The organism is Arthrobacter gallicola (genome assembly GCF_014836775.1).
Lineage (GTDB): Bacteria > Actinomycetota > Actinomycetes > Actinomycetales > Micrococcaceae > Arthrobacter_B > Arthrobacter_B gallicola.
In genome coordinates this window covers 30,645-57,194 of the sequence record NZ_JACSQD010000001.1, presented here as the reverse complement: position 1 = coordinate 57,194, position 26,550 = coordinate 30,645, and the positions used below count along the sequence as shown (strand labels likewise).

27 protein-coding genes and 1 tRNA gene are annotated in these 26,550 nt (G+C 66.4%); 5 read left to right on the top strand and 23 right to left on the bottom strand.

The annotated features are described in order from the left end of the window. Window positions 1-10: 10 nt before the first annotated feature. The gene (locus H9639_RS00275) at window positions 11-3,409 is read right to left on the bottom strand and encodes a pyruvate carboxylase (protein ID WP_191806170.1); all 3,399 of its coding nucleotides are present in this window, start codon (window positions 3,407-3,409) and stop codon (window positions 11-13) included. 244 nt (window positions 3,410-3,653) lie between these two features. On the opposite strand from H9639_RS00275, the gene H9639_RS00270 reads away from it, so the two are divergent. Then, window positions 3,654-4,496 carry a ParA family protein gene (locus H9639_RS00270; protein ID WP_191806169.1) on the top strand — a complete coding sequence of 281 codons (843 nt, stop codon included), beginning with the start codon at window positions 3,654-3,656 and terminating at the stop codon, window positions 4,494-4,496. A gap of 90 nt (window positions 4,497-4,586) precedes the next feature. Here H9639_RS00270 and H9639_RS00265 read toward each other — a convergent pair whose 3' ends face one another. The 5 genes from H9639_RS00265 to H9639_RS00245 form a co-directional block, all read right to left on the bottom strand. Then, window positions 4,587-5,177 carry a MerR family transcriptional regulator gene (locus H9639_RS00265; RefSeq protein ID WP_191806168.1) on the bottom strand — a complete coding sequence of 197 codons (591 nt, stop codon included), beginning with the start codon at window positions 5,175-5,177 and terminating at the stop codon, window positions 4,587-4,589. 296 nt (window positions 5,178-5,473) lie between these two features. Then, the gene (locus H9639_RS00260) at window positions 5,474-5,971 is read right to left on the bottom strand and encodes a bifunctional nuclease family protein (protein WP_191806167.1); all 498 of its coding nucleotides are present in this window, start codon (window positions 5,969-5,971) and stop codon (window positions 5,474-5,476) included. Window positions 5,972-5,976: 5 nt separating this feature from the next. Beyond that, on the bottom strand, window positions 5,977-6,732 hold the full coding sequence (gene ftsR / locus H9639_RS00255) for a transcriptional regulator FtsR (RefSeq protein WP_191806166.1): 756 nt from the start codon (window positions 6,730-6,732) through the stop codon (window positions 5,977-5,979). Between the two features lie 12 nt (window positions 6,733-6,744). Next, complete coding sequence (locus H9639_RS00250) at window positions 6,745-7,215, bottom strand: FHA domain-containing protein (RefSeq protein ID WP_191806829.1); 471 nt, start codon at window positions 7,213-7,215, stop codon at window positions 6,745-6,747. 147 nt (window positions 7,216-7,362) lie between these two features. Then, window positions 7,363-7,938, bottom strand: coding sequence for a class I SAM-dependent methyltransferase (locus H9639_RS00245; protein ID WP_191806165.1), 576 nt, complete (start codon window positions 7,936-7,938; stop codon window positions 7,363-7,365). Between the two features lie 311 nt (window positions 7,939-8,249). Here H9639_RS00245 and H9639_RS00240 point away from each other — a divergent pair, with 311 nt between their 5' ends. Next, a complete protein-coding gene (locus H9639_RS00240; protein ID WP_225219032.1) occupies window positions 8,250-8,639 on the top strand; it encodes a DUF3995 domain-containing protein in 390 nt (129 codons plus the stop codon). Between the two features lie 32 nt (window positions 8,640-8,671). Here the strand turns inward: H9639_RS00240 and H9639_RS17120 are convergent, their stop codons facing one another. Both H9639_RS17120 and H9639_RS00230 read right to left on the bottom strand, forming a co-directional pair. Further along, window positions 8,672-9,241, bottom strand: a complete 570-nt coding sequence (locus H9639_RS17120) for a TetR/AcrR family transcriptional regulator (RefSeq protein WP_191806164.1) — start codon at window positions 9,239-9,241, stop codon at window positions 8,672-8,674. Beyond that, window positions 9,238-10,878: an MFS transporter gene (locus H9639_RS00230; protein WP_191806163.1), complete on the bottom strand. Its 1,641-nt coding sequence runs from the start codon at window positions 10,876-10,878 to the stop codon at window positions 9,238-9,240. Before H9639_RS00230 ends, H9639_RS17120 begins: the two co-directional genes overlap by 4 nt. 399 nt (window positions 10,879-11,277) lie before the next feature. Between H9639_RS00230 and H9639_RS00225 the strand changes: the two genes are divergently transcribed. Further along, the gene (locus H9639_RS00225; RefSeq protein WP_225219031.1) at window positions 11,278-12,606 is read left to right on the top strand and encodes a multicopper oxidase family protein; all 1,329 of its coding nucleotides are present in this window, start codon (window positions 11,278-11,280) and stop codon (window positions 12,604-12,606) included. Between the two features lie 90 nt (window positions 12,607-12,696). Here H9639_RS00225 and H9639_RS00220 read toward each other — a convergent pair whose 3' ends face one another. After that, window positions 12,697-13,302, bottom strand: coding sequence for an NAD(P)-dependent oxidoreductase (locus H9639_RS00220; RefSeq protein ID WP_191806161.1), 606 nt, complete (start codon window positions 13,300-13,302; stop codon window positions 12,697-12,699). Between the two features lie 96 nt (window positions 13,303-13,398). On the opposite strand from H9639_RS00220, the gene H9639_RS00215 reads away from it, so the two are divergent. After that, window positions 13,399-13,788 (top strand): winged helix-turn-helix transcriptional regulator, encoded by a 390-nt coding sequence (locus tag H9639_RS00215; protein WP_191806160.1) that lies wholly within the window; start codon window positions 13,399-13,401, stop codon window positions 13,786-13,788. 43 nt (window positions 13,789-13,831) lie between these two features. Here the strand turns inward: H9639_RS00215 and H9639_RS00210 are convergent, their stop codons facing one another. The 9 genes from H9639_RS00210 to H9639_RS00175 form a co-directional block, all read right to left on the bottom strand. After that, window positions 13,832-14,215 (bottom strand): VOC family protein, encoded by a 384-nt coding sequence (locus H9639_RS00210; RefSeq protein ID WP_191806159.1) that lies wholly within the window; start codon window positions 14,213-14,215, stop codon window positions 13,832-13,834. Between the two features lie 9 nt (window positions 14,216-14,224). After that, complete coding sequence (locus tag H9639_RS00205) at window positions 14,225-14,632, bottom strand: RidA family protein (RefSeq protein WP_191806158.1); 408 nt, start codon at window positions 14,630-14,632, stop codon at window positions 14,225-14,227. A gap of 114 nt (window positions 14,633-14,746) precedes the next feature. Next, a complete protein-coding gene (locus tag H9639_RS17115; protein WP_318241925.1) occupies window positions 14,747-15,058 on the bottom strand; it encodes an aromatic-ring hydroxylase C-terminal domain-containing protein in 312 nt (103 codons plus the stop codon). Continuing rightward, window positions 15,037-16,092, bottom strand: coding sequence for an FAD-dependent monooxygenase (locus H9639_RS00200; protein WP_318241924.1), 1,056 nt, complete (start codon window positions 16,090-16,092; stop codon window positions 15,037-15,039). The genes H9639_RS17115 and H9639_RS00200 overlap by 22 nt, the downstream gene beginning before the upstream one ends. Next, a complete protein-coding gene (locus H9639_RS00195) occupies window positions 16,089-17,195 on the bottom strand; it encodes a PQQ-dependent sugar dehydrogenase (protein ID WP_191806157.1) in 1,107 nt (368 codons plus the stop codon). The genes H9639_RS00200 and H9639_RS00195 overlap by 4 nt, the downstream gene beginning before the upstream one ends. A gap of 10 nt (window positions 17,196-17,205) precedes the next feature. Next, window positions 17,206-17,979, bottom strand: coding sequence for an SDR family NAD(P)-dependent oxidoreductase (locus H9639_RS00190; protein WP_191806156.1), 774 nt, complete (start codon window positions 17,977-17,979; stop codon window positions 17,206-17,208). Window positions 17,980-18,145: 166 nt separating this feature from the next. Further along, the gene (locus H9639_RS00185) at window positions 18,146-20,419 is read right to left on the bottom strand and encodes a heavy metal translocating P-type ATPase (protein WP_191806155.1); all 2,274 of its coding nucleotides are present in this window, start codon (window positions 20,417-20,419) and stop codon (window positions 18,146-18,148) included. Window positions 20,420-20,492: 73 nt separating this feature from the next. After that, window positions 20,493-21,527 carry a heavy-metal-associated domain-containing protein gene (locus H9639_RS00180; RefSeq protein WP_225219030.1) on the bottom strand — a complete coding sequence of 345 codons (1,035 nt, stop codon included), beginning with the start codon at window positions 21,525-21,527 and terminating at the stop codon, window positions 20,493-20,495. After that, complete coding sequence (locus H9639_RS00175) at window positions 21,524-21,736, bottom strand: heavy-metal-associated domain-containing protein (protein WP_191806154.1); 213 nt, start codon at window positions 21,734-21,736, stop codon at window positions 21,524-21,526. The genes H9639_RS00180 and H9639_RS00175 overlap by 4 nt, the downstream gene beginning before the upstream one ends. 171 nt (window positions 21,737-21,907) lie before the next feature. Here H9639_RS00175 and H9639_RS00170 point away from each other — a divergent pair, with 171 nt between their 5' ends. Continuing rightward, on the top strand, window positions 21,908-22,429 hold the full coding sequence (locus H9639_RS00170; RefSeq protein WP_191806153.1) for an alpha/beta fold hydrolase: 522 nt from the start codon (window positions 21,908-21,910) through the stop codon (window positions 22,427-22,429). 71 nt (window positions 22,430-22,500) lie between these two features. On the opposite strand, the gene H9639_RS00165 is transcribed toward H9639_RS00170, so the two are convergent. The 5 genes from H9639_RS00165 to der form a co-directional block, all read right to left on the bottom strand. After that, window positions 22,501-23,250: a dienelactone hydrolase family protein gene (locus H9639_RS00165; protein WP_191806152.1), complete on the bottom strand. Its 750-nt coding sequence runs from the start codon at window positions 23,248-23,250 to the stop codon at window positions 22,501-22,503. A 236-nt stretch (window positions 23,251-23,486) separates the two neighbouring features. After that, complete coding sequence (locus H9639_RS00160) at window positions 23,487-23,978, bottom strand: nucleoside deaminase (RefSeq protein ID WP_191806151.1); 492 nt, start codon at window positions 23,976-23,978, stop codon at window positions 23,487-23,489. A 51-nt stretch (window positions 23,979-24,029) separates the two neighbouring features. Continuing rightward, the gene (locus H9639_RS00155; protein ID WP_191806150.1) at window positions 24,030-24,623 is read right to left on the bottom strand and encodes a dihydrofolate reductase family protein; all 594 of its coding nucleotides are present in this window, start codon (window positions 24,621-24,623) and stop codon (window positions 24,030-24,032) included. A 96-nt stretch (window positions 24,624-24,719) separates the two neighbouring features. Further along, a tRNA-Pro gene (locus tag H9639_RS00150) sits at window positions 24,720-24,793 on the bottom strand. A 138-nt stretch (window positions 24,794-24,931) separates the two neighbouring features. Further along, the gene (gene der / locus H9639_RS00145; protein WP_191806149.1) at window positions 24,932-26,479 is read right to left on the bottom strand and encodes a ribosome biogenesis GTPase Der; all 1,548 of its coding nucleotides are present in this window, start codon (window positions 26,477-26,479) and stop codon (window positions 24,932-24,934) included. Between the last annotated feature and the right edge of the window lie 71 nt (window positions 26,480-26,550).

Genomic DNA, 26,550 nt, shown 5'->3' with positions numbered 1-26,550 from the left:
CCGGGCGGGATCAGCTGGGCTCGAGCACCACGAGCAGGTCGCCGCCGTCCACCTGCTGCACCCCGGCGATGGCAAGCCGTTTGACCGTTCCAGCCACCGGGGCCGTGATGGACGCCTCCATCTTCATGGCCTCAATCGTGGCGATCGTGTCCCCCGCAGCAACCTCAGCGCCTTCCTCGACGGTCAGGGTCACAGCTCCGGCAAAGGGGGCCGCGACGTGGCCGGCCTGCGCCGGATCAGCCCGTTCCGCGGTTTTGGCGCTGCTTTCCACCCGCCGGTCCCGCACCATGACGGGCCGCATCTGCCCGTTCAAGGTCGTCATCACGGTGCGCATACCCTTGTCATCGGGCTCCGACACGGCCTCCAGGGTGGCGATCAGGCGGACACCCTTTTCCAGTTCGACGACGTGCTCGACCCCCGGACGCAGACCGTAGAGGTAGTCCCGCGTGTCCAGAACCGAAAGATCACCGTAGCTCTCCCGCGTCGCAGCGAACTCTTTGGCCGGACCGGCGAAGAGCAGCCGGTTCAGGGTTGCCCGCCGGGTTGCGGAGTCCCCGGCCAGTCCCTGCTCGTCAGCCTCGGTCAGATCCACCTGCCGCGGCTTGGGTTTGCGTCCCTGGAGTGCCTTGGTGCGGAAAGGCTCCGGCCAGCCGCCGGGAGGATCCCCCAGTTCGCCGCTGAGGAACCCGATAACCGAGTCCGGGATGTCGTAGTTCTGCGGGTTCTCTTCAAAGTCATCCGGTGAGACGTTGCCGCCAACGAGCTGCAGGGCGAGGTCCCCCACAACCTTGGAGGACGGCGTCACCTTGACCAGGCGGCCAAGGATCCGGTCGGCAGCTGTGTACATGTCCTCGATGGCTTCGAACCGCTCCCCGAGCCCGAGGGCGATCGCCTGCTGCCGCAGGTTGGACAGCTGGCCGCCGGGAATTTCATGCTGGTACACCCGACCCGTGGGGCCTGCCAGCCCGGACTCGAACGGGGCGTAGACCCGGCGGACAGCTTCCCAGTACGGTTCCATCGAGCTGACGGCGTCGAGGCTCAGCCCGGTATCCCGCTCAGTATTGGCCAGGGCCGCCACGAGGGACGACGCCGAGGGCTGGCTGGTGGTTCCGGCCAGTGTGGCACTGGCAACGTCCACAGCATCCACCCCGGCTTCAGCGGCTGCCAGCAGGGTGGCGAGCTGCCCGCCCGCGGTGTCGTGCGTGTGGAGGTGGACCGGGAGGTCGAACCGCTCGCGCAGGGCTGCCACCAGCTTGGCCGCTGCGGCCGGGCGGAGCAGGCCGGCCATGTCCTTGATGGCCAGGATGTGTGCCCCGGCGTCCACCATTTTCTGCGCCAGGTCCAGGTAGTAATCCAGCGTGTAGAGGGTTTCCTTGGGGTCCAGCATGTCAGCGGTGTAGCAGAGCGCCGCCTCAGCGACGGCCGTGCCGGTGCGGCGCACCGCTTCGATGGCGGGCGCCATCTGGCTGACGTCGTTCAGTGCGTCGAAGATGCGGAAGATGTCCACGCCGGCCGCCGCGGCCTCTTCGACAAACGCATCCGTCACCTCCGTGGGGTAGGGCGTGTAACCGACGGTGTTGCGTCCGCGCAGCAGCATCTGGATGCACACGTTGGGCAGCGCCTGGCGCAGCGCATCCAGCCGCTCCCATGGATCCTCGCCCAGGAAGCGGAGGGCGACGTCGTAGGTCGCCCCGCCCCAGGCCTCCACCGAGAGCAGTTCCGGGGTCAGGGCAGCCACGGCCGGAGCCGCTCCAATCAAATCCCGGGTGCGGACCCGGGTGGCGAGCAGCGACTGGTGGGCGTCCCGGAACGTGGTGTCGGTGACCGCGAGGGCCTGCTGGGCACGAAGTGCGGCAGCGAACTTTTCCGGGCCCAGTTCCTGCAGCCGCTGGCGCGATCCCGGGCGGGGCTCGGGCAGGTCCTTGGGCAGTTTGTCCATTGGGTTGACCTGTGCCGGCAGTTCGCCGTGGGGCTTGTGCACGGTGACATCGGCCAGCCAGTTCAGCAGCTTGGTTCCGCGGTCCGCAGGTCCGCGGGCGTTCAGCAGCTCCGGGCGCTCCTCGATGAAGGAGGTGGCAACGTCTCCGGCAATGAAGTCCGGATCATCCAGGACTGCCTGCAGGAAGGAAATGTTGCTGGAGACGCCGCGGATCCGGAATTCCGCCAGGGCGCGGCGGGCGCGGTTCACCGCGGCGGGGTAGGTCCGGCCGCGGCAGGTGAGCTTTACCAGCATGGAATCGAAGTGCGGGCTGATCTCCGCACCCGCGTAGACGGTTCCGCCGTCGAGCCGTACCCCTGCTCCGCCGGCGGAGCGGTAGGCGCTGATCTTGCCGACGTCGGGCCGGAAACCGTTGGCCGGGTCTTCGGTGGTGATGCGGCACTGCAGTGCCGCTCCGCGGATCTGCAGTTCATCCTGGACCAGGCCGAGGTCCGCCAGGTTTTCCCCCGCGGCGATGCGCATCTGTGCCTGCACCAGGTCCACGTCGGTGATTTCCTCGGTGACGGTGTGTTCCACCTGGATGCGGGGATTCATTTCGATGAAGACATGCTGGCCGGCGCGTTCGCCGACCGTGTCCACGAGGAACTCGACTGTTCCGGCGTTGACGTAGTTCAGCGACTTGGCGAAGGTAACGGCGTCCCGGTACAGCGCCTGCCGGATCCCTTCGTCCAGGTTCGGCGCCGGGGCGATCTCGATGACCTTCTGGTGCCGGCGCTGCAGTGAGCAGTCGCGTTCGAAGAGGTGGATAACGTTGCCCTCGCTGTCCGCCAGGATCTGCACCTCAATGTGGCGCGGACGCAGCACGGCCTGCTCGAGGAAAACCGTGGGGTCACCGAACGCAGTATCCGCCTCCCGCATGGCGGCGTTCAGTGCCTCCGGCAGGTCCCTGGCCGTGTCTACGCGCCGCATACCCCGGCCGCCGCCGCCGGCAACGGCCTTCACGAAAATGGGGAACCCGATGTCCTCCGCCTTGGCCAGCAGCTCCTCCGCATCGGCGCTCGGCTCGGTGGAGCGCAGCACCGGGATCCCGGCCTCCCGCGCTGCATTGAGGGCATGCACCTTGTGCCCGGCCAGCTCCAGCACGTCCGCGCCGGGACCAATAAAGGTGATGCCCGCTTCCTTGGCTGCCCTGGCCAGCTGGGCATTCTCCGAGAGGAAACCGTAGCCCGGGTAGATCGCGTCGCAGCCGGCTTCCCGCGCCACCCGCAGGATCTCGTCAACATCCAGGTAGGCCCGGACCGGATGGCCTTCGCTGCCAATGAGGTACGCCTCATCGGCCTTCTGGCGGTGGATCGAGTTGCGGTCCTCATGCGGGAACACCGCCACCGTTTTCGCGCCGAGCTCATAGGCTGCGCGGAAAGCGCGGATGGCGATTTCGCCGCGGTTGGCTACCAGGATCTTCGAGAACATTGCACTCCTGCACGGGTTGCGGGTGGGTGGAACGGACCAGCCGTCAGCTTTCAGTCTCATGACGGCTCCCGCAAACGGCAAGAACCAGTGAGATAGATCACCTTGAGCATAGTTCAGTGCCGGACGCAGATGTGCAAACCCCAGCCTGCCCGGCTTGTCGGCACACGTCACATAGAATGAGTGTGGTCCCCCGGCACGGACCCGGCGCCCATGATCCTCAACACGTTAGGTATTGGTTCAACAAGTGCAAGTAGTGAGCATCAGCAGCCTGAAGGGCGGCGTCGGCAAGACTTCTGTGACGCTGGGCCTGGCATCAGCCGCACTGGCTGCCGGAATTCCTACCCTCGTTGTGGATCTTGATCCACACGCAGATGCCACCACAGGCCTGGGCGTCTCAGCCGGTGACCATCTGGGCATTGGAGAAATGCTCCGCGGCGCTCGTAAGGCGGATTTGGCGGCCAACGTGGTCCCGAGCGGCTGGACCAAAACGGCACGCCGGCTGAACGGGCAGAACACGCCCAGGCAGCCCGTCCTCGACGTCGCGATGGGCTCTGCGTTCTCCGGGATCTACGACCGCCCGGACCTCGGCAAGCGGGACCTGAAACGGCTCTCCACCCTGCTCGGGAAGGTCAGCGGCTACGGTCTGGTCCTCATTGACTGCCCGCCTTCCCTCAACGGGCTGACCCGCATGGCCTGGACGGCCAGCAACCGGGTGCTTTTGGTAGCCGAGCCGGGTCTCTTCTCCGTGGCTGGGACGGAGCGGACCATGCGTGCCCTGGACCTGTTCCGGCAGGAATTCGCGCCCAATCTGGCTCCGGCAGGCATCGTGGCCAACCGGGTCCGGTCGACATCAAATGAGCACACCTTCCGCCTCGCTGAAATGAAGCAGATGTTCGGTGACCTTCTGCTGGAGCCGACCATCGCGGAGCAGGCAAACTGGCAGCAGATCCAGGGCGCTGCACACTCTGTGCACCATTGGCCCGGCGACTCAGCCAAACAGGCGGCCGGTACCTTTGATTCCCTGCTGAAGAACCTGGTGCAGGCCGGCAGCGTCCGCAACCGGGTGATGCGCCGCCCTGCCAGCTAGGAGCTGTTGCGGCGCCGGCCGGTAATCAAATAAGAGGCCGCTTCCCGAAGGAAGCGGCCTCTTATTTCGGTTTTGCGGTCTGCAGGTCCGCTAGCTGATCTTGCGGGCGGCGCGCCGCCGGCTCAGTTCATCTTCAGCGTAGGAATGCTCATCGACATGCTCGCTCGGCAGCTGGGCGAGGCTTCCTTCTACCTCACGCCAGACCCTGCCGACGGCGATGCCAAAGACACCCTGCCCACCCTGGACCAGATCAATCACCTCGTCAGCTGAGGTGCACTCATAAACACTGGCGCCGTCGCTCATCAGAGTGATCTGGGCCAGGTCTTCCACACCGCGTTCGCGCAGGTGCTCGACGGCGGTACGAATCTGCTGCAGGGAAACACCGGTGTCCAGCAGGCGCTTGACGACCTTCAGGACCAGGATGTCGCGGAAACTGTAGAGGCGCTGGGTGCCGGAACCCGAAGCACCGCGGACAGCGGGCTCCACGAGTCCGGTGCGTGCCCAGTAGTCCAGCTGGCGGTACGTGATGCCGGCCGCCTTACAGGCAGTGGGGCCACGGTAACCGGCATCTTCGTCCAGGACCGGGAGGTCTTCGGTGAACAGCAGTCCCTGGGCACTGGCCGGAAGTACTTTCCCGGGTGCAACGGCGCGGTGTTCGCCGGCATCGCCTTTCGGACTCACTGTTCCTCCTAGTTACGGTCCCCGTAAAGTCGGCGGCTGCCTGAGGTCATCGGGACTGGTGCATTCCAGCTGTTCGCTGGTTGGTGACGCAGACGGGATTCGAAGGTGCTTGCCCGGCCGGTGCTTAAACCGGCCCTTCCGGACCCTGTCTGCGTTCGCCTGTGGTTGTAGAGGCCTGTCTAAGTGTCTTCCTGATGACCCATTAGCGCAATGGGAACTCTATGCTTCGACGTTAGATCTGCGGACGGCCAAGGTCAAAGATGTGACCCTCTTTTTTTGCAGGCGTGTCGGGCCGCTCAGCGTTCAAAATCCTCGGGTTCCACGTCTGCGAGGAACTCCCGGAACTGGCGCAGTTCCTGCTCGGCATTCTCCTGCTCGTCCTCGTCCTCATCAGCGTCAGCCTCGGTGATGCGCACGCCGGCTTCATCCAGGACGGTATCGGCACAGAAGATCGGGCAGGGGGCCCGCAGGGCGACGGCGATCGCGTCGGACGCGCGGGAAGAGACCCGGGTGCCGTCGTCGAACACCAGTTCCGCATGGAACACGGTGTCTTCCACCGAGACCAGCCGGACTTCGGTCACCCGGCGCTGCAGCGCCTTGATGACACTGACCATCAGGTCGTGCGTCATGGGTCGGGGCGGGACTATTCCCTGCTGCACAAAGGCAATGGCACTGGCTTCAGGCGCTCCGATCCAAATGGGAAGGTGACGCTCTCCCTCAAGTTCCTTCAGCAGCACCAGGGGCTGATTTGAGGGCAGTTCAATCCGTACGCCCACTACTTCGACTTCCTGCATCGGCTTCAGCTCTCCATCCGGGCTATCTGGCCGTTGACCAGGGCGCTGTGCAGGTTCAGGCAAAGCTCGCTGATCTCCCGCGCTGTTTCGGCCGCCCGCGCTTTGGAGGCGACGTCCCTGCGTGAGGCAACGGGTGCGATCGCCCGCTCCACCAGCCCCAGTTCCCGGTCTGCAGCGGCACGGAACGGCCTCAGGTGACGTGGCTCGATGCCGTGGGCCTCCAGCTGCATACAGGCTTTGACGACTTTCAGGGCGTGTTCATCATACTGCTGGGCCGGGGCGGTGATAAGGCCGAAACTGATGAGGCTTTGGACCAGCTCCGGTGTGGCACCCGACTCCGCAACCAGCTCATCGAAGGTGAACAGGCGGGCCCGTGTCCGGGCAGCAAGTTCGTCTGCCAGCTGTTCCGAAACGGCGCGCGGCGAGAGCGTGATGCCGCCCGGCAGCGATTCGGGGCGTTCTCCCCTGTCGATGGCATCGAGGTAGTCCTTGATGACTTTCAGCGGCAGGTACTGGTCCCGCTGCAGCGCCAGTACAAACCGGAGACGTTCTACGTCTGCAATCGAGTACTTCCGGTAGCCGGCAGCAGTCCGCTGCGGAGCGACCAGTCCCTTTTCCTCCAGGAAACGGATTTTGGACGCGCTGATCCCCGGGAACTCACCACTGAGGTCGCCGAGGACCTGGCCGATGTTGAGCACACGCGGACGCGCACGCTCCGCGGCGGTGCCGACGGCGCGCCGCGCAGCCTCTGGTCCTGGCATTCGATCCAGCCTTTAGGCCGTGCCGGAAGCCGGGCGGGCAGCGTAGAAAGTGAGCCGGAACTTGCCAATCTGGACTTCATTGCCGGTGCGCAGCAGCAGGCTGTCCACGCGGTCGTTGTTGACGTATGTCCCGTTCAGGCTCATGGAGTCCACCACCCGGAATCCTTCGGGGCTGCGGCGGAATTCAACGTGCTTGCGGGAGACGGTGACGTCGTCCAGGAAGACGTCCGCGTTGGGGTGGCGCCCCGCCGTGGTGACGTCCTGGTCCAGCAGGAAGCGTGCACCGGCATTGGGACCGGAATGGGCGATGAGAAGGGCAGAGCCTGCGGGGAGGGCTGCCACCGCGGCGCGCTCGTCCACACTGAGCTTCGGCTCAATGGACGCCGCATCCGAGATCGGCGGAAGGCTGATCGAAGTCGTGTCCTCCGCGCTGAAGCCACGCTGATCATCCGCACGTGCGGCGTTGAAGTCCTCGCCCGCCATGGTGTTTCCTCCCCAAAAAGAACCGGCCATACCGCATTGGTTGCGGCTGGCCTGATGTACATCGCTTACCGTTCGTGCCTTACCGGCTGTCTTAGCCTACCTGTTACACGGCCCGGGCGGCACAGCAGATTTTTCGTCCGCGTCCTGCTAAGAGGGCGGCGTGCCGTCAAAGAGGATGACCGGGACGGAGGGGAGGATCCCCTGACTGACGTCGAAGCTCTGAATCCGTCCCCGGAAGCCGGCGTCGGCCAGCAGGACGGCGGAATCCCGGTCCCAGCGGCACCCGTGATCCCATTTGGCACTGAACGGCGACGCCGCCCGCTGCAGCCCCCGTTTGAAGCTTCCCTCCGGTGCGGCAACGTGCTCCGCGAAGACCGCCCGGCCATCCGGTTTCAGTACACGCAGGACCTCCGCGAGGACGGCCTGGGGATCCGCAACCGAACACAGCACCTTCGTTGCCAGCACGGCATCCATGCTTCCCGTTGCCAGGCCGGTATCCTCTGCGGGCCGCGCCAACGCTGCGGGGTGTCCGAGGGCAGCGGCGGCCGCGTCCAGCTCCCCGCGGCGCCCGGCGTCCGGCTCGAGGCCGATCCATTCCACCTCCGCTGACAGCAGCCCCAGGTTTTCCCCGGTGCCGGCTCCAATTTCCAGCACCGTACCCCGCAGCGTGCCGATCACCACGGCACAGCGCCGCTGGAACTCCGCATAACTGACCTTCGTCATGAGGAAGAAGGTACCCCTGAACCGGTGCGGCGTCGTGTGTCCTGCGGAAAAGGCCAGGCCCATGGTGCCAGAGCAAACCGGGCAGGTTCACTCCGGACGAACCCCAAGTGGATGACGGCATGGCCGGACCAGCTGAACCGGAATTATCCTTCCCGCATGGGACACGGCGGATTCGACGGAGCTGCAGCCGGACGACGGTTGGCAGCGGCGCGGGCACTGATCTGGATTGCCTGTGTGCTGGGCCTGATCCATGCCGGTTTCAGTCTCTATTGGGCGCTCGGGGGCGTCTGGCTGCTGCCAACGGTCGGGGAATGGGCGGTGACGGCCAGGACAAACTCCCCCTCGGCGCCGGACTCTTGCTGGGCGGGATCGCCGCGCTGAAGGCTGCGGCTGCCGTCGTGCCGGTTGCTGTCTTTTACGGAAAGCTGCCGTGGCCGCGGATCTGGCGGTGCCTGAGCTGGGTTGGCGGCCTTCTGCTGGTGGCCTACGGCGGGGCGAACGTCCTGATCAGCGGTGCAGTGCTGGCCGGAGTCCTTCGCCCGGCCGGCGGGTACAACGTCGAGGCGATGATCGGACACGCGTTCCTCTGGGACCCGTTGTTCCTGGTGTGGGGCGCGGCCCTGACGGCGTCCCTCTGGCTCTCCGCCACGAGGCGGACCCCACGACCCGCGGCGGGCGGACAGGCAGAGGAGCTGGGCTAACGGTTCACGCTCACTGCCGGTTCCGGCGGGAGCTAATCTGCCTGTTTGTCGATGAGGCCCAGCAGCACAGTACGGGCCCGCTCCAGCACACGGGTGGAGACGTTCGCGTCATAGGAGTGCGCGATGGCCAGACCTTCAGCCGCGTACCGGACCACGAGAATCCGGTCCGGATCCAGGCCGTCCTGTTCAAAGAGTGTGAACCAGCTGTCATTGTCCTCGTCGCTGAGCGTCTGCACGCCGGGGACTTTTTCCAGTGCCGGCCAGATTCCGCTGAAGGTCCCGTACTCTGCCAACAGGCTGCTATCCGATCCGCACAGCGCCCGGACATAGGCGCGAAGCACCTTGCCCGGCCGGTTCTCGGACAGATCCACGAGGTTCAGCACCCGCAGGCGGAACCGTTCGAGGTGATCCTCTGCCACGGCGTAGAGAAGGGCATCCCGGTCCGGGAAGTGGTGCAGCAGCCCGCCCTTGGAAAGCCCGGCAGCGGTGGCAATGTGCTGCACGGTTGCGGCAGTCCCACGCTCTGCCAGGACTTCGACCGCCGCGTCGAGCACGGCACGCCGGGTTCGCTCGGCGTTTCGGGTCCCCTCGTGCTCCGTCACCGCTTCTCTCCGCCTTCCACTGTCTCCGGTTCAGGGGTCTTCACTTCAGCCGTTTCCGGTTCAGCGGGCTCCGGTTCTGTGGCGGCTGCCGGAGCTCCGGCACGGTGCCCAGGAGGTGGCCCGCCGCCGTCGTTGGTTTCCAGGACCCGCGGGATGACCCGCCAGGCAATGAAACCTGCCAGCAGCAGAATACCGGCCGCCACCAGTGCCGTGATCTGCATGGCGCCGGTGAAGGCGTGCCGGGCGTCCGCGACGGCTTCGGCCGGACCGCCCTGCAGCGCCTGGAGCCCGGAGGCCAGGGAATCGGTGACGGCGGCACGGGTGTCTTCCGGCAGTGCTGAAAGATTCGGCAGGCCCGTCCGGTAGAGCGCGGTCAGGACAGATCCCAGTACGGCAATCCCCAGGGCAACGCCCAGCTCGTAGGCCGTTTCCGAGACGGAGGAGGCGGCACCGGCGCGCTCCCGCGGAGCCGAGGCCACCACCGCATCAGTGGACAGCGTCATTGCCACACCGATGCCCAGTCCGGTCAGTACCAGCGCGGCGGCAATGCCCACGTAACCCTCGAAGCCCTCGCTCACCGCGAGCAGCACAAGTCCCACTCCTCCGAGCATCAGCCCGCCACCAATGGCGGGACCCACTCCCGTTCGGGACACAAGGGTGCCGATCACGAACACCACGGCCATCATCGCCAGCGTCACCGGCAGCTCGGCAAGGCCTGCTTGAAGCGGTCCGAAGCCGCGTACCAGCTGCAGGTATTGGGAAAAGAAGAACAGCAGGCCGCTCAGCGCAAAAATCGAGAGGCCGTTGGCGATCACGGCGCCGCGGAACGCCGGCAGGCTGAACAACTCGATATCGAGCATGGGATCCGGAACCCGGCGCTGCCGGCGGAGGAAAACCCACCCGGACAGCAGTCCAACCAGCAGTGCTGCGATGCCGACCGGTTCGATCCCGTACCCGAACGTCCGCTTAACGGCGTAGACGATCGGCACGATTGCCGCGATCGAAAGGACTGCGGAGAGCAGATCCAGTTTGCCCGGGGCGGGGTTCCTGGACTCGGGCAGCAGGATGGCGCCCGAGACCAGCAGCAGGAGCATCACGGGAATGTTGATGAGGAACACGGAGCCCCACCAGTAGTTCTCCAGCAGGACGCCGCCGACCAGCGGCCCCAGCGCTGCGCCGCCGCCGGCTCCGACGGACCAGATGGCGATTGCACGGGTACGTTCGGATGGCACAGGGAAGACGTGCCGGATGATCGACAGGGTCGAGGGCATGATCGTTGCGCCGCTGATACCCAGGAGTGCCCGGGCTGCAATCAGGACTTCCGGAGTGGGGGCGAACGCAGCCAGGGCCGAAGCTATGCCGAATCCAGCCGAGCCGATCAGCAGGAGCCGTTTGCGGCCAATCCTGTCGGCCACGTTGCCCATGGTCACCAGCAGTCCGGCCAGCGCGAAGGAGTAAATGTCCCCGATCCAGAGCAGCTGGGTGGAGGTCGGCGATAGAGAAGCGCTCAGTGAGGGCACCGCCAGCGCCAGAACGGTCCCGTCGACGGCCAGGAGCATCACAGCTAGCGTGAGAACGGCCAGGGAGGCCCATTCACGCGGGCCGGCGGAGAGGTGTGGGGCAGCGGAGTGGGGCATGGCGTCAGTCTAGCCGACCATATGGTCGGCAGAGACAACTTTTTGGTCGGCAGTTCGGACTGTCATCGAGATTTCAGACGTCGGGGCTTCGGGGGTTTTGTAGACTTCGGGGACAGTTCCGGGTCGCTCCCGGGCGACCCGGAAGTCGACAGCAGACGGATGAGCCCCGAGGCAGCCCAGACCTACCGTGTGGGTATGCAGCCTCTACCAGCTCCCCTTCTCCGGGCGGCCACCCCAGCGCTCAGGCTGCTCCTCTGCGCTGTCATTTCCCTCTGGGTGCTCGCAGGCTGTGTTCCTGCCGCTCCGCCCCTGGAACAGACAACCACGGCCTTTGACCGCCCGCTGCCCATCCCCCCGCTGGCGGAATCCCGGTTGGTGAATGGTACGAGGACCTTTTCCTTGGAGGCCCAGGAAGGCAGCAGTGAACTCGTGCCGGGCCTGCAGACACCCACCTGGGGGTTCAACGGTCCCATGCTGGGCCCGACACTGCGGGCACAGGCCGGCGAGCGCGTCGCCGTCGACGTGGCAAATAACCTGCCGGAACCGACCACGGTCCACTGGCACGGTATGCACCTGCCAGCCGCGATGGATGGCGGCCCGCACCAGCCGGTGGCCCCGGACAGCACCTGGAAACCGAGCTGGCAGATTGATCAGCCGGCCGCCACGCTCTGGTACCACCCCCACCCGCATGGGAACACCGAGGAGCATGTCTACCGCGGACTCGCAGGAATGTTCATCCTGGACGACCCCCTGTCCCAGTCGCTGAGCCTCCCGCAGAACTACGGGCTCGATGACATTCCCGTGATTGTCCAGGACAAACGCCTGGCCCGCGACGGCAGCCTGATCACTGACTCCCAAGGCAATGAGCTCGGCATGCTGGGCACCACCATCCTGGCCAACGGCGTGGCCGGCGCGGTACAGCAGGTGGAAACCACCTTGGTTCGGCTGCGGCTGCTCAACGGTTCCACTGCCCGGACCTACGACTTCGGGTTCGATGACAACCGCGGCTTCGCCCAGATAGCGAGCGACAGCGGCCTGCTGCGGGAGCCGCACGAAACCACCCGGGTCCGGCTCTCCCCCGGTGAACGTGCGGAAATCGTCGTCGCGCTTGAACCCGGGGAGGACACCTTGCTCACCTCGTACCCACCGGACCTCGGCGGCGTCGCGGCGCCGTCCGCCTTCGGTTCCGCTGACCGCCTGGACATCCTGAAGCTGCAGGCCGCACCTCAGCTGCAGCCCTCCTCTCCCCTGCCGGCCCGGCTCGCTGAATTCGGTATTCCGGAGTCCGAGGCCGGCGTCACCCGCACCTTCGAGGTGCAGGACCGGCAGATCAATGGGCGCAGTATGGACATGGACCGAATCGACACCGAGGTGGCACTGGGAGCCACGGAAATTTGGGAGGTCACCAACACCCACGGCGTTCCGCACAACTGGCATGTGCACGACGTGCAGTTCGAAGTCCTGGATATCGACGGCGCCGAGCCGCCGCCGGAGCTGCAGGGGCGCAAGGACACCATCTATCTGGAACCGGAACACACGTACCGGCTGATCATGCGGTTCGAGGACTATGCCGATCCCGACAGCCCGTACATGTACCACTGCCATCTGCTGCTGCACGAGGACCAGGGACTGATGGGCCAGTTCGTGGTCACGCAGTCCGGCGGCAGCGGCGGGGCCGGGCAGCCTGACCAGCGGAGGCAGGAGCACGACGGCGGCCACCAGCACTGACGACGCCCCGGACTGATGACCGTGCCCGCCCACCCCGCACACGCCCGCACCACCCGCGCCGCCCGCGCCGAACCCCCGCCGACCCTGCGGTTAGTTCGCGGAGGTGAAGCGCTCCCTGCGGTGCGCGGGACGTTCGATTTCGTCGAGCATGGCCACCGCGTAGTCCTGGGTGGAAATACGGCCGCCTGCCGGGGAGTCCTTGGCAGTGATGTAGGCGCCCGTTCGTTCGCCCGGCGCAATCTCCGGTGCAGCGGCGAGCATGGTCCAGTCCAGCTCTGCCGGCGCAGCCAGGATCGCTTCGTAGGCCTCAGCCAGAGTGAGAGCCTCAGCCCGGTATTCCTCCGGGAATCCGTCCGTGTCTACAAGCCGCTTGCCGTCGATTTCCAAGGCTCCGGCGCCGCCCACGACGAGCAGCCGCGTGCTGCCGGCACTGGCGTAGGCCTGCTTCATTGCTTCCAGCCATTCGCTGTGGTCCCCGCCTGTGCGGCTGGGTCCTGTGGCGAGGACGACGACGTCGTGCGCACCGGCAATCTCAGCGAACGTCTCAGCGTCCGCGAGGTCCGCCTGGCGGCTGAGTGCTCCCGGAACCTCCGAGACCCGGCGGGAGACAGCCGTTACGTCATGTCCGCGGCGCAGGGCCTCTGCGGCGATCTGACTGCCAACCATGCCCGTGGCTCCATATACGGCGATTTTCATTAGTGCTCCTCTGGATTGCTATCCGTTTTGCTGTCCTTCTGACACCATGAGAGTATCTTTTAGATACTGATAGCCTCAAAGAAACTGAGTTACCTCTTGGATACTAATGAGCCGAACATCTTTGACCCGGATTGCCCTTCACGGGTGATTTTCCAGCGCATCGGTGACAAGTGGACTGGACTCATTGTTCAGGTTCTCGCCGACGGGCCCGTCCGCTTCAGCGACCTGCGCTCCAGGGTCCGCGCAGTGACGCCCAAGGTACTCACCCAGACGCTGCGGGCGTTGGAGCGCGATGGGCTGGTCTCCCGGACCGTCCATCCCCAGGTACCCCCGCGGGTCGACTACGAGCTCACGGACACTGGCCGTTCGCTGCTGGAGCCGTTGGCTCAACTAAGGAACTGGGCCGAAAACCACGTTCCCACCATCCTGCAGGCACGGGACAGCTACGACGACGCGCGCGACGCGGAGGTCCTGGCCCAGCAGTGATGCGCACCTGTAACGCGGTGGACGCTGCACTGCCGCGGCATTCCTACATCCACTGAACCAGCTGCACTATGAGTCCGTTGGGGTCGCGGTACTGGGAAAACCGTTCACCCCATGGTTCCGTTTCCGGGGCCGTGACCACGTCGACGCCCCGGGCGGACAGTTGCTCGTGGCGCTCATCGAGGTCCCCAACCACCAGGACCAGCAGCAGGCCCTCACCGGCGCTGCCCGCGATCGAAGCGGGTTTGAAGGTGGGCAGTCCGGTGCGAAGGAAGATGATGTTTGAGCCGCCGTCGGGATGTTTGAGCGACACATACCCCTCGTCCTGCATCTCGACGCCATAGCCGAAGTTATCCATGAGGAAGGACGCCGAGGCTTCCGGGTCGGGGACGTTCAGGGAGATGGCAAAGGCCGAGATTCCGGGAGGCATAACCGGGTCCTAACCGTGAGGGAGTACGGCAGCGATGGCGCTGATTTCCACCAGCGCGCCCGGCACACCTAGTTCAGTAACGCGGGCGGCCGTCACCAGGGCAGGTTCGCCGGCGGCGAGTTCCTGCGCGACCGCTCCATACCCGGCAGCCAGATCGGCGCCTTCGGTGAAAAGGACGGTCCACTGCACGACGTCGGCGAGGGTGGCCCCGGCTGCTGCGAGCGCGGTCTTGGCGTTCTGCAGGGCCCGGGCCGACTGTGCGCCGGTATCGCCGCCGCCGATCAGTGAACCGGTGGAGTCAACGGCATTCTGGCCGCCAATGTAAATGGTGGTTGCCCCGGGCGGGACAACGGCAACGTGGCTGAAGGCAGGGCTCACAACAAGTCCCTCTGGGCGGAGGCGCTGGATGGATATCATCCCCAAACGATCACACGAACCCGGGACGTTCGGTAGGCCTGCCGGCACGGTCCTGCCGGGCACACCGGCTTCCGTCACCCGCACCTTCCGTTACCCGCACCGTGCGCCGGCGGGTTATCCGGCCGGCGCCCCAAACCAGCGGGACAGTGCTGCGGGCAGCTCCCGCCGGTCGCCACCGGCCCAGGCAACGTGGCCGTCCGGGCGCAGCAGCACCGCCGTGCCGGCCGGTTGCCGGGACAGGTCCCCTCCCTGGTCCCCGATACTCCCGGCTATCAGGTCCACGCGGTTTTCCCAGCCCGCCGCGGAGAGCTGTCCTGAGGAGTCCATCAGAATTCCGCGGCCGGTGTGCATGTGGTCGTAGAGCCTGCCGTCAGCGAGCTGCTGATCCGGCAGACGGCGGCCGATCAGGCTGCTGTCCCCGCCCAAGTCGTAACGGATGCCGATGGCCGTGATCTGGTGTTGTCCAGGACCTGCGCGGCCACCGGGCGCCGTTCGGCCTCATAACTGTCCAGCAGCCCCGGCGGCGCCCAGCCGTTGACCTGGGCCGCCAGTTTCCAGCCCAGATTGAAGGCATCCTGTATCCCCAGATTCAATCCCTGGCCGCCGAACGGCGGATGCACGTGCGCCGCGTCCCCCGCCAGGAACACCCGAGCGGTCCGGTAGGTATCAGCCAGCCGGGTGGCGTCGCCGAAGCGGGAGAGCCAGCGTGCTGAATGCGCCCCAAAATCAGTTCCCGCCAAGCGCACCAGCTGCGCTTTCAGTTCCTCCAGGGCCGGCGGAGCGGTACGGTCTTCGGCCACCTCCGCCGCGGGGACCAAAACCCGGTAAACGCCGTCAACCGGGGGCCCGGCCCCGAAGTCCTTGTGCGTTTCCCGGACTTCGGCCACCACCGCTGCGACCTCTGCCGGATCCGCGGTCAGCTCCATCTCGCCCATCAGGTGATCTCGGCCGCTGGGTTCCCCGGGGAAGCCGACGCCGAGCTGCCGCCGGACGGTGCTCCTGCCGCCGTCGCACCCCACCAGGTACTGCGAGCGCAGCCGCGTGCCGCCGTCGAGCATGACCTCCACATTGTCCTCATCCTGGCTGACACCGGTCACCTCCGTTCCGCGGCGGATTTCGACGCCGAGCTCGAGCGCATGCTGTGTCAGCAGGCGTTCGGTGGTGGTCTGCGGGATACCCAGCACGTAGGGATGGGTGGTGTCGAGCCCTTGCGGCTGGGGTTTGATGATACCGGCGAAGAAGCCGGCGAGCGGGTACTGCGTGCCGAGTTCCAGGAACTCGTCAGCGATGCCGCGCTGGTCCAGGATCTCGATGCTGCGTGCGTGCAGGCCAAGTCCGCGGACCACTTTGGTCGGTTCATCCTCCTTGTCCAGCACCAGGGCTTCCACCCCCTGGAGCTGCAGCTCGCTGGCCAGGAATACTCCGGTGGGTCCGGCACCGGCAATGATGACGTCGATCATGATGCACCTCGGTTCGTAAGACGCAGGACCCGGTCATCATCTGGTCCGGGGTTCCCGCGCCCATCAGTGTTGTTGGTGAGGATCCAGAGTGTCCCATCCGGGGCACGCACCACGTCGCGCAGCCGACCGTACCCCGTGGTCAATAGCTCCGTCGATGTTCCCAGGGCGTCCAGCGGCACCTTTCGAAGCCGTTCCCCGCGCAGGTTTGCGATGAAAAGGGAACCATCCGCGGCGGCGATGCCGCTGGGACTGGCTTCGCCCGGTGTCCACTGCTGGACGGGATCGATATAGCCGCTCTGGCCGGCGATGCCCTCCACCTCCGGCCAGCCGTAGTTCCCGCCGGGCTGGATCACGTTCAGTTCATCCCAGGTGTTCTGCCCGAATTCGCTGGCGTAGAGGACACCTTCGGCGTCCCAGGCCAGGCCTTGGGGATTACGGTGGCCGTAGCTGTAGACCAGCGATCCGGGAAACGGGTTGTCCTCCGGCGCAGTGCCGTCCACGGCCAGGCGCAGAATCTTTCCGTTCAGGGATTGCAGGTCCTGGGCACTGGAACGGTTCCCGGCGTCGCCCGTGGTGGCGTAGAGCTGTCCGTCCGGACCGAAGGCAATCCGTCCGCCATTGTGGATGGGCCCGGCGTCAATGCCGTCCAGGATCGTCTGGGCCTGACCCAGGGACAGGGAACCCGGGGACCCGGTGAGCCGGCGGCGTTCGATGCGGTTCTCTCCGCCGGCTGTGAGATAGGTGTAGAGAAATCCGTCCTGCACGGCGATGCCAAGCAGGCCTCCTTCCCCATTTCCGGAGGCATCATTGACGGTGCCTGCTTCACGGAAGTTTCCGCCGCCGTCGAGTTCGAGGATGCGGGCGGTGTCACGTTCACTGATCAGCGCAGTACCGTCATGGAAGGTAATCGACCAGGGCGCGTCGAGGCCCGTGGCGAGGACCTCCGGCGCATTGTTCTCCCCGGAGACAGGCTCACCGGCGGTGCCGGCCGCGGACGATGCCGCTGAGCTCACCTGCGGGCCCGGTCCCCCGGCGGAACAGCCCGCCGTGCCGGACACCGTCACGACGGCGATCCAGGCGGCCAGGCGCCGTCGTTTAGTCATTTCCGCCGCCTCAGTCCGCGCTCATTCCGGCCGTCAGATTGAGGACGGACCCGTTCAGGCTGTCCGCGCCGCCCTGGGCCAGGAAGACGGCGGCTTTGGCCACCTCGCCAAGCGTGGGGAGCTTTCCGGTGGTGGTGAGGGATTCGAGGAAGCGGGTGAACTCTGTGAGGGGCATGGGCAGGTCCGGCGTGCTGCCAATCGTTTCAAGGATGCGCTGCGGGCGCAGACAGACCGCCCGCACGCCCGCCGGACCAAACTCGGCGGCCATGGTGCGGGTTAGCGCCTCGACGGCAGAGCAGGCCGCGGCGAAACCGCCCACCCCGGCAATTGCAACCCGTGCGGGAGAGGCAGAGAGCGTCAGAATGGTCCCGCTCCCCCGTGGCACCATGTGAACTGCTGCTGCCCTCGCCGTGATGAACTGGGTCCGCAGCCAGGCCGCTGCCGGGGCGGTGACGTCCTCCACGCTCATCTCGAGCAGCGGGGTCCCCTGGACCAGTGGAATGGACACGGCATTGAGCATCACATCGATCCTGCCCGCCGCATCAACGACGGCGTTGGCATGGGCGTCCACAGCCGGCGAATCGTAGGCGTCCACTTCACTGACGTGCACCTGCTCCACGCCGGCCGCCCGGATCCGCTCAGCCGTTGCGTTCACGGAGTTCCGGTGCAGTCCGGCCAGGAACAACTCCGCGCCGTGGCGGGCGAACTCCTCCGCCACGGCCCCGCCAATCGCACCGCCGGCGCCGTGGATGATGACCCTGAGTGAGGATGCATCAGCTGCCATGGACCCGCTCCTGTCCTGAGGCAGATCAGGGAATCTGCTCCGGTTCGGTGGGAGAACACTAGCAATGCGGACGGCGGCAGTCACCCGCGCACCGCTGCGTTCCTCACGCGCTGCGCCGTCTTTTCAACGGGTGCGCTGCCGGGTCCGGGAAGGCGGTCGGTTCCGGCTACGGCTTGGCGATGCTCTTGAAGCCGCGCAGCCGCAGGCTGTTGCCGACCACAAAGACGCTGGACAGCGCCATGGCAGCGCCTGCGAGCATGGGGTTAAGCATGCCAAGCGCGGCGACCGGGACCGCTGCGACGTTGTAGGCAAACGCCCAGAACAGGTTGGTCTTGATGGTGCCCAGGGTTTTGCGGGAGAGCCGGACGGCGTCGACTGCACTGCGCAGGTCGCCGCGCACCAGGGTGATATCGGAGGCTTCGATCGCGACGTCGGCGCCGGCGCCCATGGCCAGGCCCAGATCGGCCTGGGCGAGCGCTGGTGCGTCGTTGACGCCGTCGCCAATCATTGCGACGACCTTGCCTTCGGCCTGGAGCCGGCGGACGACGTCGACCTTGTCCTGTGGGAGGACCTCGGCAATAACCTCCTCGATACCCACTTCGGCGGCGATTTGCCGGGCGACGGCATCGTTATCGCCGGTGAGCAGGATGGGGGTGAGACCGATCGCCTTGAACTGCGCGACCGCTTCGGCACTGGTGGGTTTTACCGTATCGGCCACGATCAGGATGCCGCGGGCCTGCCCGTCCCAGCCCACGGCGACGACGGTCTTGCCCTTTGCCTCTGCCTCTGCCTTTGCCTTGGCGGCGGCGGTCCCGGGGCTGAGCGTCATGGACCATTCGGCGAGCAGCGACTCGCGGCCGACCACAATGGCGTGGCCGTCCACCACACCCTGGACGCCCTTGCCCTCGAGGTTGGCGAAGTCTTCCGGAACCGCCAGCGCACCGGTCTCCTCGGTGGCGCCTTTGGCGATGGCCTGCGCGATCGGGTGCTCTGAGGCGTCTTCCAAGGCACCGGCCAGCCGCAGCAGGTCGGCGCGCCCGGTGCCGGGCTCGGTGACGGCGTCGACCAGCGTCATTTTGCCGCTGGTGACCGTCCCGGTCTTATCCAGCACCACGGTGTCCACCCGGCGGGTGGATTCCAGCACCTCAGGGCCCTTGATGAGCACGCCCATTTGGGCGCCGCGGCCGGTGCCCACCAGCAGCGCTGTGGGCGTGGCCAGGCCCAGCGCGCAGGGGCACGCAATAACGAGGACGGCAACGGCTGCGGTGAAGGCCGCGGACACCGGGAAGCCTGCACCGAGCCAGCCGCCGAGGGCGATGACGGCGATCGCAATGACGACCGGTACAAAAACACCGGAAATCCGGTCGGCCAGGCGCTGCACCTCGGCTTTGCCGGTCTGGGCATCCTCAACGAGCTGGGCCATCTGAGCCAGCTGGGTATCGGCGCCGATCCGGGTGGCGCGGACCACCAGCCGTCCGCCGGCGTTGGTGGTGGCTCCGGTGACGGCATCTCCCTCAGCCACCTCGACGGGGACGGATTCACCGGTGAGCATGGACGCGTCCACGGCGGACGTTCCGGAGACCACGACGCCGTCGGTGGCGATTTTCTCTCCCGGCCGGACAATGAACTCGTCGCCGACCTGCAGCTCCTCCACGGGGATCTTCGTCTCGATCCCGCCGCGCAGCAGCGATACTTCCTTGGCTCCGAGTTCCAGGAGCGCGCGCAGGGCGGCGCCGGCCTGCTTCTTGGACCGCTTTTCGAAGTAGCGGCCAGCCAGGATGAACATGGTTACCCCGGCGCCCACCTCAAGGTAGATGTTCGCCGCACCGTCGGACGGTGCCAGCGCAAACTCGAACGGATGTTTCATCCCGGGAGTGCCGGCGGTCCCGAGGAACAGCGCGTAGAGCGACCACAGGAACGCCGCGGAGGTCCCCATCGAGATGAGCGTGTCCATGGTCGCGGCGCCCTGCTTGAGGTTGGCCCAGGCGGCCTTGTGGAAGGGCCAGGCACCCCAGACGATCACCGGGGAGGCGAGCGCCAGGGACGCCCACTGCCAGTAGGTGAACTGCAGGGCCGGGATCATGGCCATGGCGATCACCGGGACGGTGAGCACCACTGACCCGATCAGCCGGTGGCGGACCGAGACCAGCTCCGGGTCTTCGGCCCCGGCGTCGGCTGCAGCGCCGTCCGCTTTGCCGCGCTTCGGTGCCGGAACGACGGCGGTGTACCCGGTCTTTTCAACCTCGGCAATCAGCTGCGCCGGGTCATAGCCGTCCGGAACGGTGACTTTCGCTTTTTCGGTGGCGTAGTTGACAGTCGCCGTGACGCCGTCGAGCTTGTTGAGCTTTTTCTCGATCCGCATGGCGCAGGAGGCACAGGTCATTCCGCCGATCTCCAGCTCGATGCCGGTACCTACGCCCGGGGATGTTGAGGTGCTCATACAGTGATCCTTCTCCTGGTTGCTTTCAATGGGCGGAACGGCTGTGTCCGAGCCCTGGTGCGGCGGGCGGCGGTCAGTGCCCCTGCTCCTGCTCCGAATGTGGGCCGTCCCCGGTGTCCGCGGACTCCGGGCTGTTGTTGATGCCGCTGGTGGCGCCGGTGCTGCCGTGTGCGGCGTCCAGCACAAACTCGGCGGTGTGGACCTGGCCGTCCACCTGGAAGTCCAGGTAGAGCAGGTACCGCCCGGCGGTTGGGACCTGCGCGGTGAACCGGATGTCCGGCCCGGCCGTCTGTCCGGCGTCGGGAGCCGCGCCCTCGGCGTGGACGTGCAGGTAGGCAAGGTCGCCCTCGCGCAGCGCGACGAGGTGGCCGAACGCGCCAAGGTAGGGTTCCAGGGTGCTGACGGGTTCGCCGTCCTGGGTAACCGAAAGCGTCAGCGGGGCCGAGGACCCGGCCACCATGTCGCCGTCGAGCGAGACGGTGAAACCGTCCACGTGGTCTACCCGGGTTGGCTCCGGCGCCACCGGCGTGAACTCGCCGGATACCTGAACGGTGCGCGTCAGGGTCAGTGACGGCGCGCCCGGCGCAGCACCCGTGGGTGTGAAGTCAGCGAAGACGCGGTAGCTCCCGGCTTCCGTCCATTCCCACGGCATGGACCACGTTCCAGTGGACTCGTCCAGCACCGGGTGGACATGGCGGAACGCGCTGCCGTCGGAGCGCACCGCGATCACATGCAGGTCCTGCCCGTGGGATGTCCGGTATTCCGTGACCGGTTGGCCGGCGGCATCCTGGATCTGGAAAGCCAGGGTACCGGCTTCCCCCGCCGTGCCGGGTGCCTGGACCGGTGACAGAAGATATCCGCCCGCCTCAGCTGCGAGGCCTGGGACGTCCTGCGGCATAGCAGCGGCCGCCGGTGCCGGCTCCGATTGCGTGGCTGTGGTTTCCGGTGCGGCACTGTGGGTGCTCATATCGCTCTCTCCGGTACGGCTGGCTTCTGTCCATCCGGAAACCGCGTCATCGGGCACAACGGCGCCGGCAATTCCGAACGCGCCGCCGAACGCCACGGCCAGCCCGGCACCGTAGAGCGCCAGGCGTGCGCCGGCGTTCATGCCGCCCGCACCGCCGAGTAGCCGGCCTCTTCCACGGCAGCCAGGATCTTGGCGTCATCGATCGGTTCCGCGGCCGTCACCGCGAGCCGGCCGGTCTGGGCACTCACCTGAATCTCTTCCACTCCCGGGATCAGCTCGACTTCTTCGCGCACCGACATTTCACAGTGCCCGCAGGTCATCCCGGTTACCTGGTATTCGTTCGTGGCCATTGCGCTTTCCTTCCGTAAACCTGATACCCCTACTGGGTATCCGTAATCGACTGTATACCCCCAATGGGTATATCGCAACGGAGCTGCAGGACTGCGGCCCTGGCCTGAGCGAGTCTCCTGGAGGAGAGTAGTACTGCAGTCTCAGAACGAATCAGCTCCATGGGAGAACACATGGATATTATCTTCGTCCACGGTGCCGGAGGATGGCTCGAAGACCAGCCTATGGCCGCAGAGCTGCGCCGCCGGCTGGACGTTCCGGTAACCATGCCGCACTTCGCTGATGAGGACATGTCAACAGCGGCCTGGTTCGGTGAACTGGACCGGCAGCGGGATGCCCGGAGTGCTGAGCTGGTGATCGCCGGGCACTCCTTTGGCGCCTCGATGGCGCTCCTGCACCTGGCCGAGGGGTGGCAGGGCCCCCTCCCGCGGGGACTCGTTCTTCTGGCGACACCGTTCTGGGGATCGGAGGGCTGGCAGGCCGAGTACGCCCTGCCGGCCGGCTTTACGCTGTCTGGCGACGTTCCGCTGTTTCTGCACCACTGCCGGGATGACGACACCGTGCCCTTCAATCATCTTGACCATTTGGAATCCCTGCTGCCCACCGCAGTCGTCCGCCGGCACGCCACCGGCGGCCACCAGTTTGAGGGACGAATGGCGGCCGTTGCTGACGACGTCGGATCCCTCATCCATTAGCCCGCACGGTCAGGCGCCGGCCACGTCATTCTTCGGCAACGTCATTCTCCGGCCAATGCGGCGGCGGCATTTCATACCAGGTGCCGGCTAAAGAACCGGCCCGCCTCCTCACCCGCGAACCGCGGAACCCCGCCGTGCCCACCCATGTTGGCCTGCAGCGTCTTCTCCCGTGATCCGAAGGCATCGAACAGATCCAGCGACAGCTGCCGGTCGTTGCCTTCGTCGTCCCACTGCAGCAGGACGTGCAGCGGAATAGTGATCCGGCGGGCCTCGTCGAACATGGCGCGGGGCACGAAGCTTCCCGCAAAGAAAACGGCCGCCGCGATGCGGGGCTCGACCCGCGCCAGCCGGATGCCAATGGCGATGATCCCGCCCGAGAATCCCACCGGGCCGCGGATGTCGGGCAGGTCCAGGAGCGCGTCGAGGGCGGCCTGCCATTCCGGAACAGCCAAATCCACCAGGGGAAGGACCAGCCGGTCAACAATGGAATCACCCAGCGGTTCCCCCGCGGCCAGCGCCGCACGCAGATCAGCGCGGGCCTGCTCGGTTTCGGGCAGCCGGGGCCGGCCACCGGCTCCGGGCAGTTCGATGGCGGCGGAGGCGAAGCCGTTGGCTGCGGACTGCCGGGCCCGCCCCGCCAGCCTGGGATACATGGGCCGGAGTCCGCCGGGATGGCCAAGCAGAATCAGCGGTGCCGGTGCGGACCCGGATGCAGGAGTCCACAGGATCCCGGGGATTCCGGGGATTCCGGGGATTCCGCCAAGCATGAAGCCGCGTTCGAGGACGCCGTCCTCGTGCCGCTTTTCAGAGGTGAAGCGCATGGTGGTGCCTTTCGGGAGTGCTCTTGAACGGCGCTCCCTGGACGGTTTACCGCCCGGCCATGACTCCACGGAGGAGCACCCACGTCGATGTATTCACGGGTACCACCTCCTCGATTGCCTGCACGGCCGTGGCCAGTTTACCGGCGGGCGCTGCGCCGCCGCCAGAGCCCTTCGGTTTGCGGTCGGCTGCCGGCGGATAGCCGCAACCGTGCACGACCAGCGGGTGCAGCGGAATGTCAGCGGCCCTGCAGCCGGGCGTGAAGTGCCCGGACTTCCCCGCTCAGCTCGGCAACCGGTCCGGCGACGTCGAGGCCCGGCACCACAGCAGGGATCGGGAGCGCGGCCACCGGCCCTGCAGGAACGTCCCATTCGGCCAGCCACTGGGAGAGCTGCTCACTGCTCGTGGCGTAGACGATGCGGCCAAGTCCCACCCAGCCGTGCGCTGCGGCGCACATCGGGCAATGCTCCCCTGAGGTGTAGACCGTGCTTGCTGCCCGTTCGGCGGGAGTTTGGTGCTCCGCAGCCCAGCGGGCGATCTCGAACTCGGGGTGGCGGGTGGCGTCACCGTCCTTGACCCGGTTCCGGTCTTCGAACAGCACCCGGCCTTCGGCGTCGACCAGCAGGGAGCCAAACGGCTCATCACCGTCATCCAGAGCAGTGCGCGCAAGGTCCACACAGCGGCGCAGGTGGTGCAGTTCGGCAGGCGAAGGATCATAGAACGTGGTCATGATCCCTACGCTAGCAAGGCCGCCCAACATCTCACCCGTCCGGCACTCCCCTCAAACACGGTCGTAGGTCAGGGACACCACGCCGTGGTCGCCTGTTGCGCTGGAGGCGAGCGTCCACTTCGAGGCCGGCAAGCCGTTCTCGAACAGCCGCTTTCCTCCCCCGAGGATCTCCGGGAACATCGTGAATGACAGCCGGTCAACCCGGTGGGCGGCGAGCAGCGCCTTAATAACGCTCGCACTGGAGAAAACCACAATGTCACCGCCCGCTTCCTCCTTGAGGCGGTCCACAACGTGCTCAGCCGGCTCGTTGAAAATGCGCGCACGGCTCCATGGCGCGTGAGCGAGGGTGCTCGAGAGGACAACCTTTTCGGTGTCCCGCATCCACTTCCCGTAGGCGCGGTCGCGGGGATCAGCATCCGCGTCGTCAGCGACGGCGGGCCAATAGCCAAAGAACCCAACGGCATTGACGCGGCCGAGCAGAGCGGTCGTCGCCGGCGCCCACAGGGCCGTGAGATGGTCACGGGAGGTGTCGGTTACTGCGTACGGCATCAGCCAGCCCATGTCGGCTTCTCCGCCCGGGCCCTGATAGAAACCGTCCAGGCTGATGGCGATGTTAGCTACGACGCGGCGGTTCGCTGCTTTCACGGACGATCCTTCGGAGTGGAGGCGCTGGTGCTGGCATCATATACCTCCGGAAAACGACAAAAGCCCGACAGAACTTGCGTTCCGTCAGGCTTATCGTCGGGTTGACAGGATTTGAACCTGCGACCCCTTGACCCCCAGTCAAGTGCGCTACCAAGCTGCGCCACAACCCGTTACTTCATTGACCCGCAAGCCGGAGCGTTCCCGGCCGAACCAACTCAAATACTCTACAACAGACTTGCCGATTTCCCCGCATCGGAGCGGCCCCGGAGTTCATATTGGCTCCGGAGCCGCTCCCGTGGTAGAGCAGGTTAGCGCTTGCCGGGCTTGCCGCGCTTCTCCCGCACGCGCATGCTGACCTCGATCGGAGTGCCTTCGAAGCCAAAGGTTTCGCGCAGGCGGCGGGTGATGAAGCGGCGGTACCCTGGGTCCAGGAACCCGGTGGTGAAGAGCACAAACTTCGGCGGCCGCGAGGAGGCCTGGGTACCGAACAGGATGCGCGGCTGCTTGCCGCCACGCACGGGGTGCGGGTGGGCGGCAACAAGCTCGCCCAGGAAGGCGTTGAGCTTGCCGGTGGGGATGCGCTTGTCCCAGTTCTCCAGGGCGGTATCCAGGGCAGGAACCAGCCGGTCCTTGTGCCAGCCGGTCTTGGCCGAGATGTTGACGTGCGGCGCCCATTCAACGTGCGCCAGGTCGCGCTCGATTTCGGTTTTCAGGTAGCGGCGTCGTTCGTCGTCGAGCAGGTCCCACTTGTTGAACGCGAGGACCAGCGCGCGGCCGGAATCAATGGCCAGCTGCAGAATGCGCACATCCTGCTCGGACAGGACTTCATCAACGGCCAGGAGCACGACGGCGACCTCCGCCTTCTCCAGCGCGGCCTGCGTGCGCAGCGAGGCATAGAAGTCAGCGCCCTGGGCCATGTGCTGGCGGCGGCGGATACCGGCGGTGTCGACGAAACGCCAGGTGCGGCCGCCGAGTTCGATCATTTCATCGACGGGATCGCGGGTGGTGCCGGCCGTGTCGTCAACAACCACGCGCTCGGAACCGGCCAGCTTGTTCAGCAGGGAGGACTTGCCCACGTTCGGGCGGCCGATGAGGGCGATGCGGCGCGGGCCGCCGCTGCGGTCCAGCCCGCCGTAAGCGGAGTACTCCGGCAGCACCTCCAGCACAGCATCGAGCATGTCGGCGGTGCCGCGGCCGTGCAGTGCGGAAACGGGGTACGGCTCGCCAAAGCCAAGGCCCCAGAGGACCGACGCATCGGCTTCGTTCTGGATGTCGTCCACTTTGTTGGCGACGACGATGACAGGCTTGCCCTTGCTGCGCAGCATCTTCACGACGGCCTCGTCGGTGGCGGTGATACCCACGGTGGCGTCGACAACCAGCATCACGGCGTCAGCGACGTCGACGGCGATCTCTGCCTGGTCCGCGACCCGGGCGTGGATGCCGCGGGCGTCGTGCTCCCAGCCGCCGGTGTCAACGAGCGTGAAGTTCACGCCGTTCCAGGTGGCCGGGTAGGACACGCGGTCGCGGGTGACACCCGGGGTGTCCTCCACTACGGCCTCGCGGCGGCCCAAGATGCGGTTAACCAGGGTGGACTTGCCGACGTTCGGGCGGCCCACAATGGCGACCACGGGATCCAGCAGGACCGGAGCGTCTTCGTCAATCTCGTCGAAGCCGCCGGCCAGCAGGGCGGCATCTTCCTCGTCGAGTTCGTAGTCGGAGAGCCCGGCACGCAGGGTTTCCGCACGCAGGTTGGCTTCGTCGTCGTCAAGGGCGGCAAGCCGCTCGTCGATCTGGTCCTCGCCTGCGGGTACGTACTCCTCGCCGGAGTCGCCGTCAAAGGTAGGGTTGGCGTTCATAAACTATTGCTTTCTTTCCGTTGAGGCCTCAGCGCGTACGCGCCCGGCCGTCTCCGGACGTTCAGCCCGGG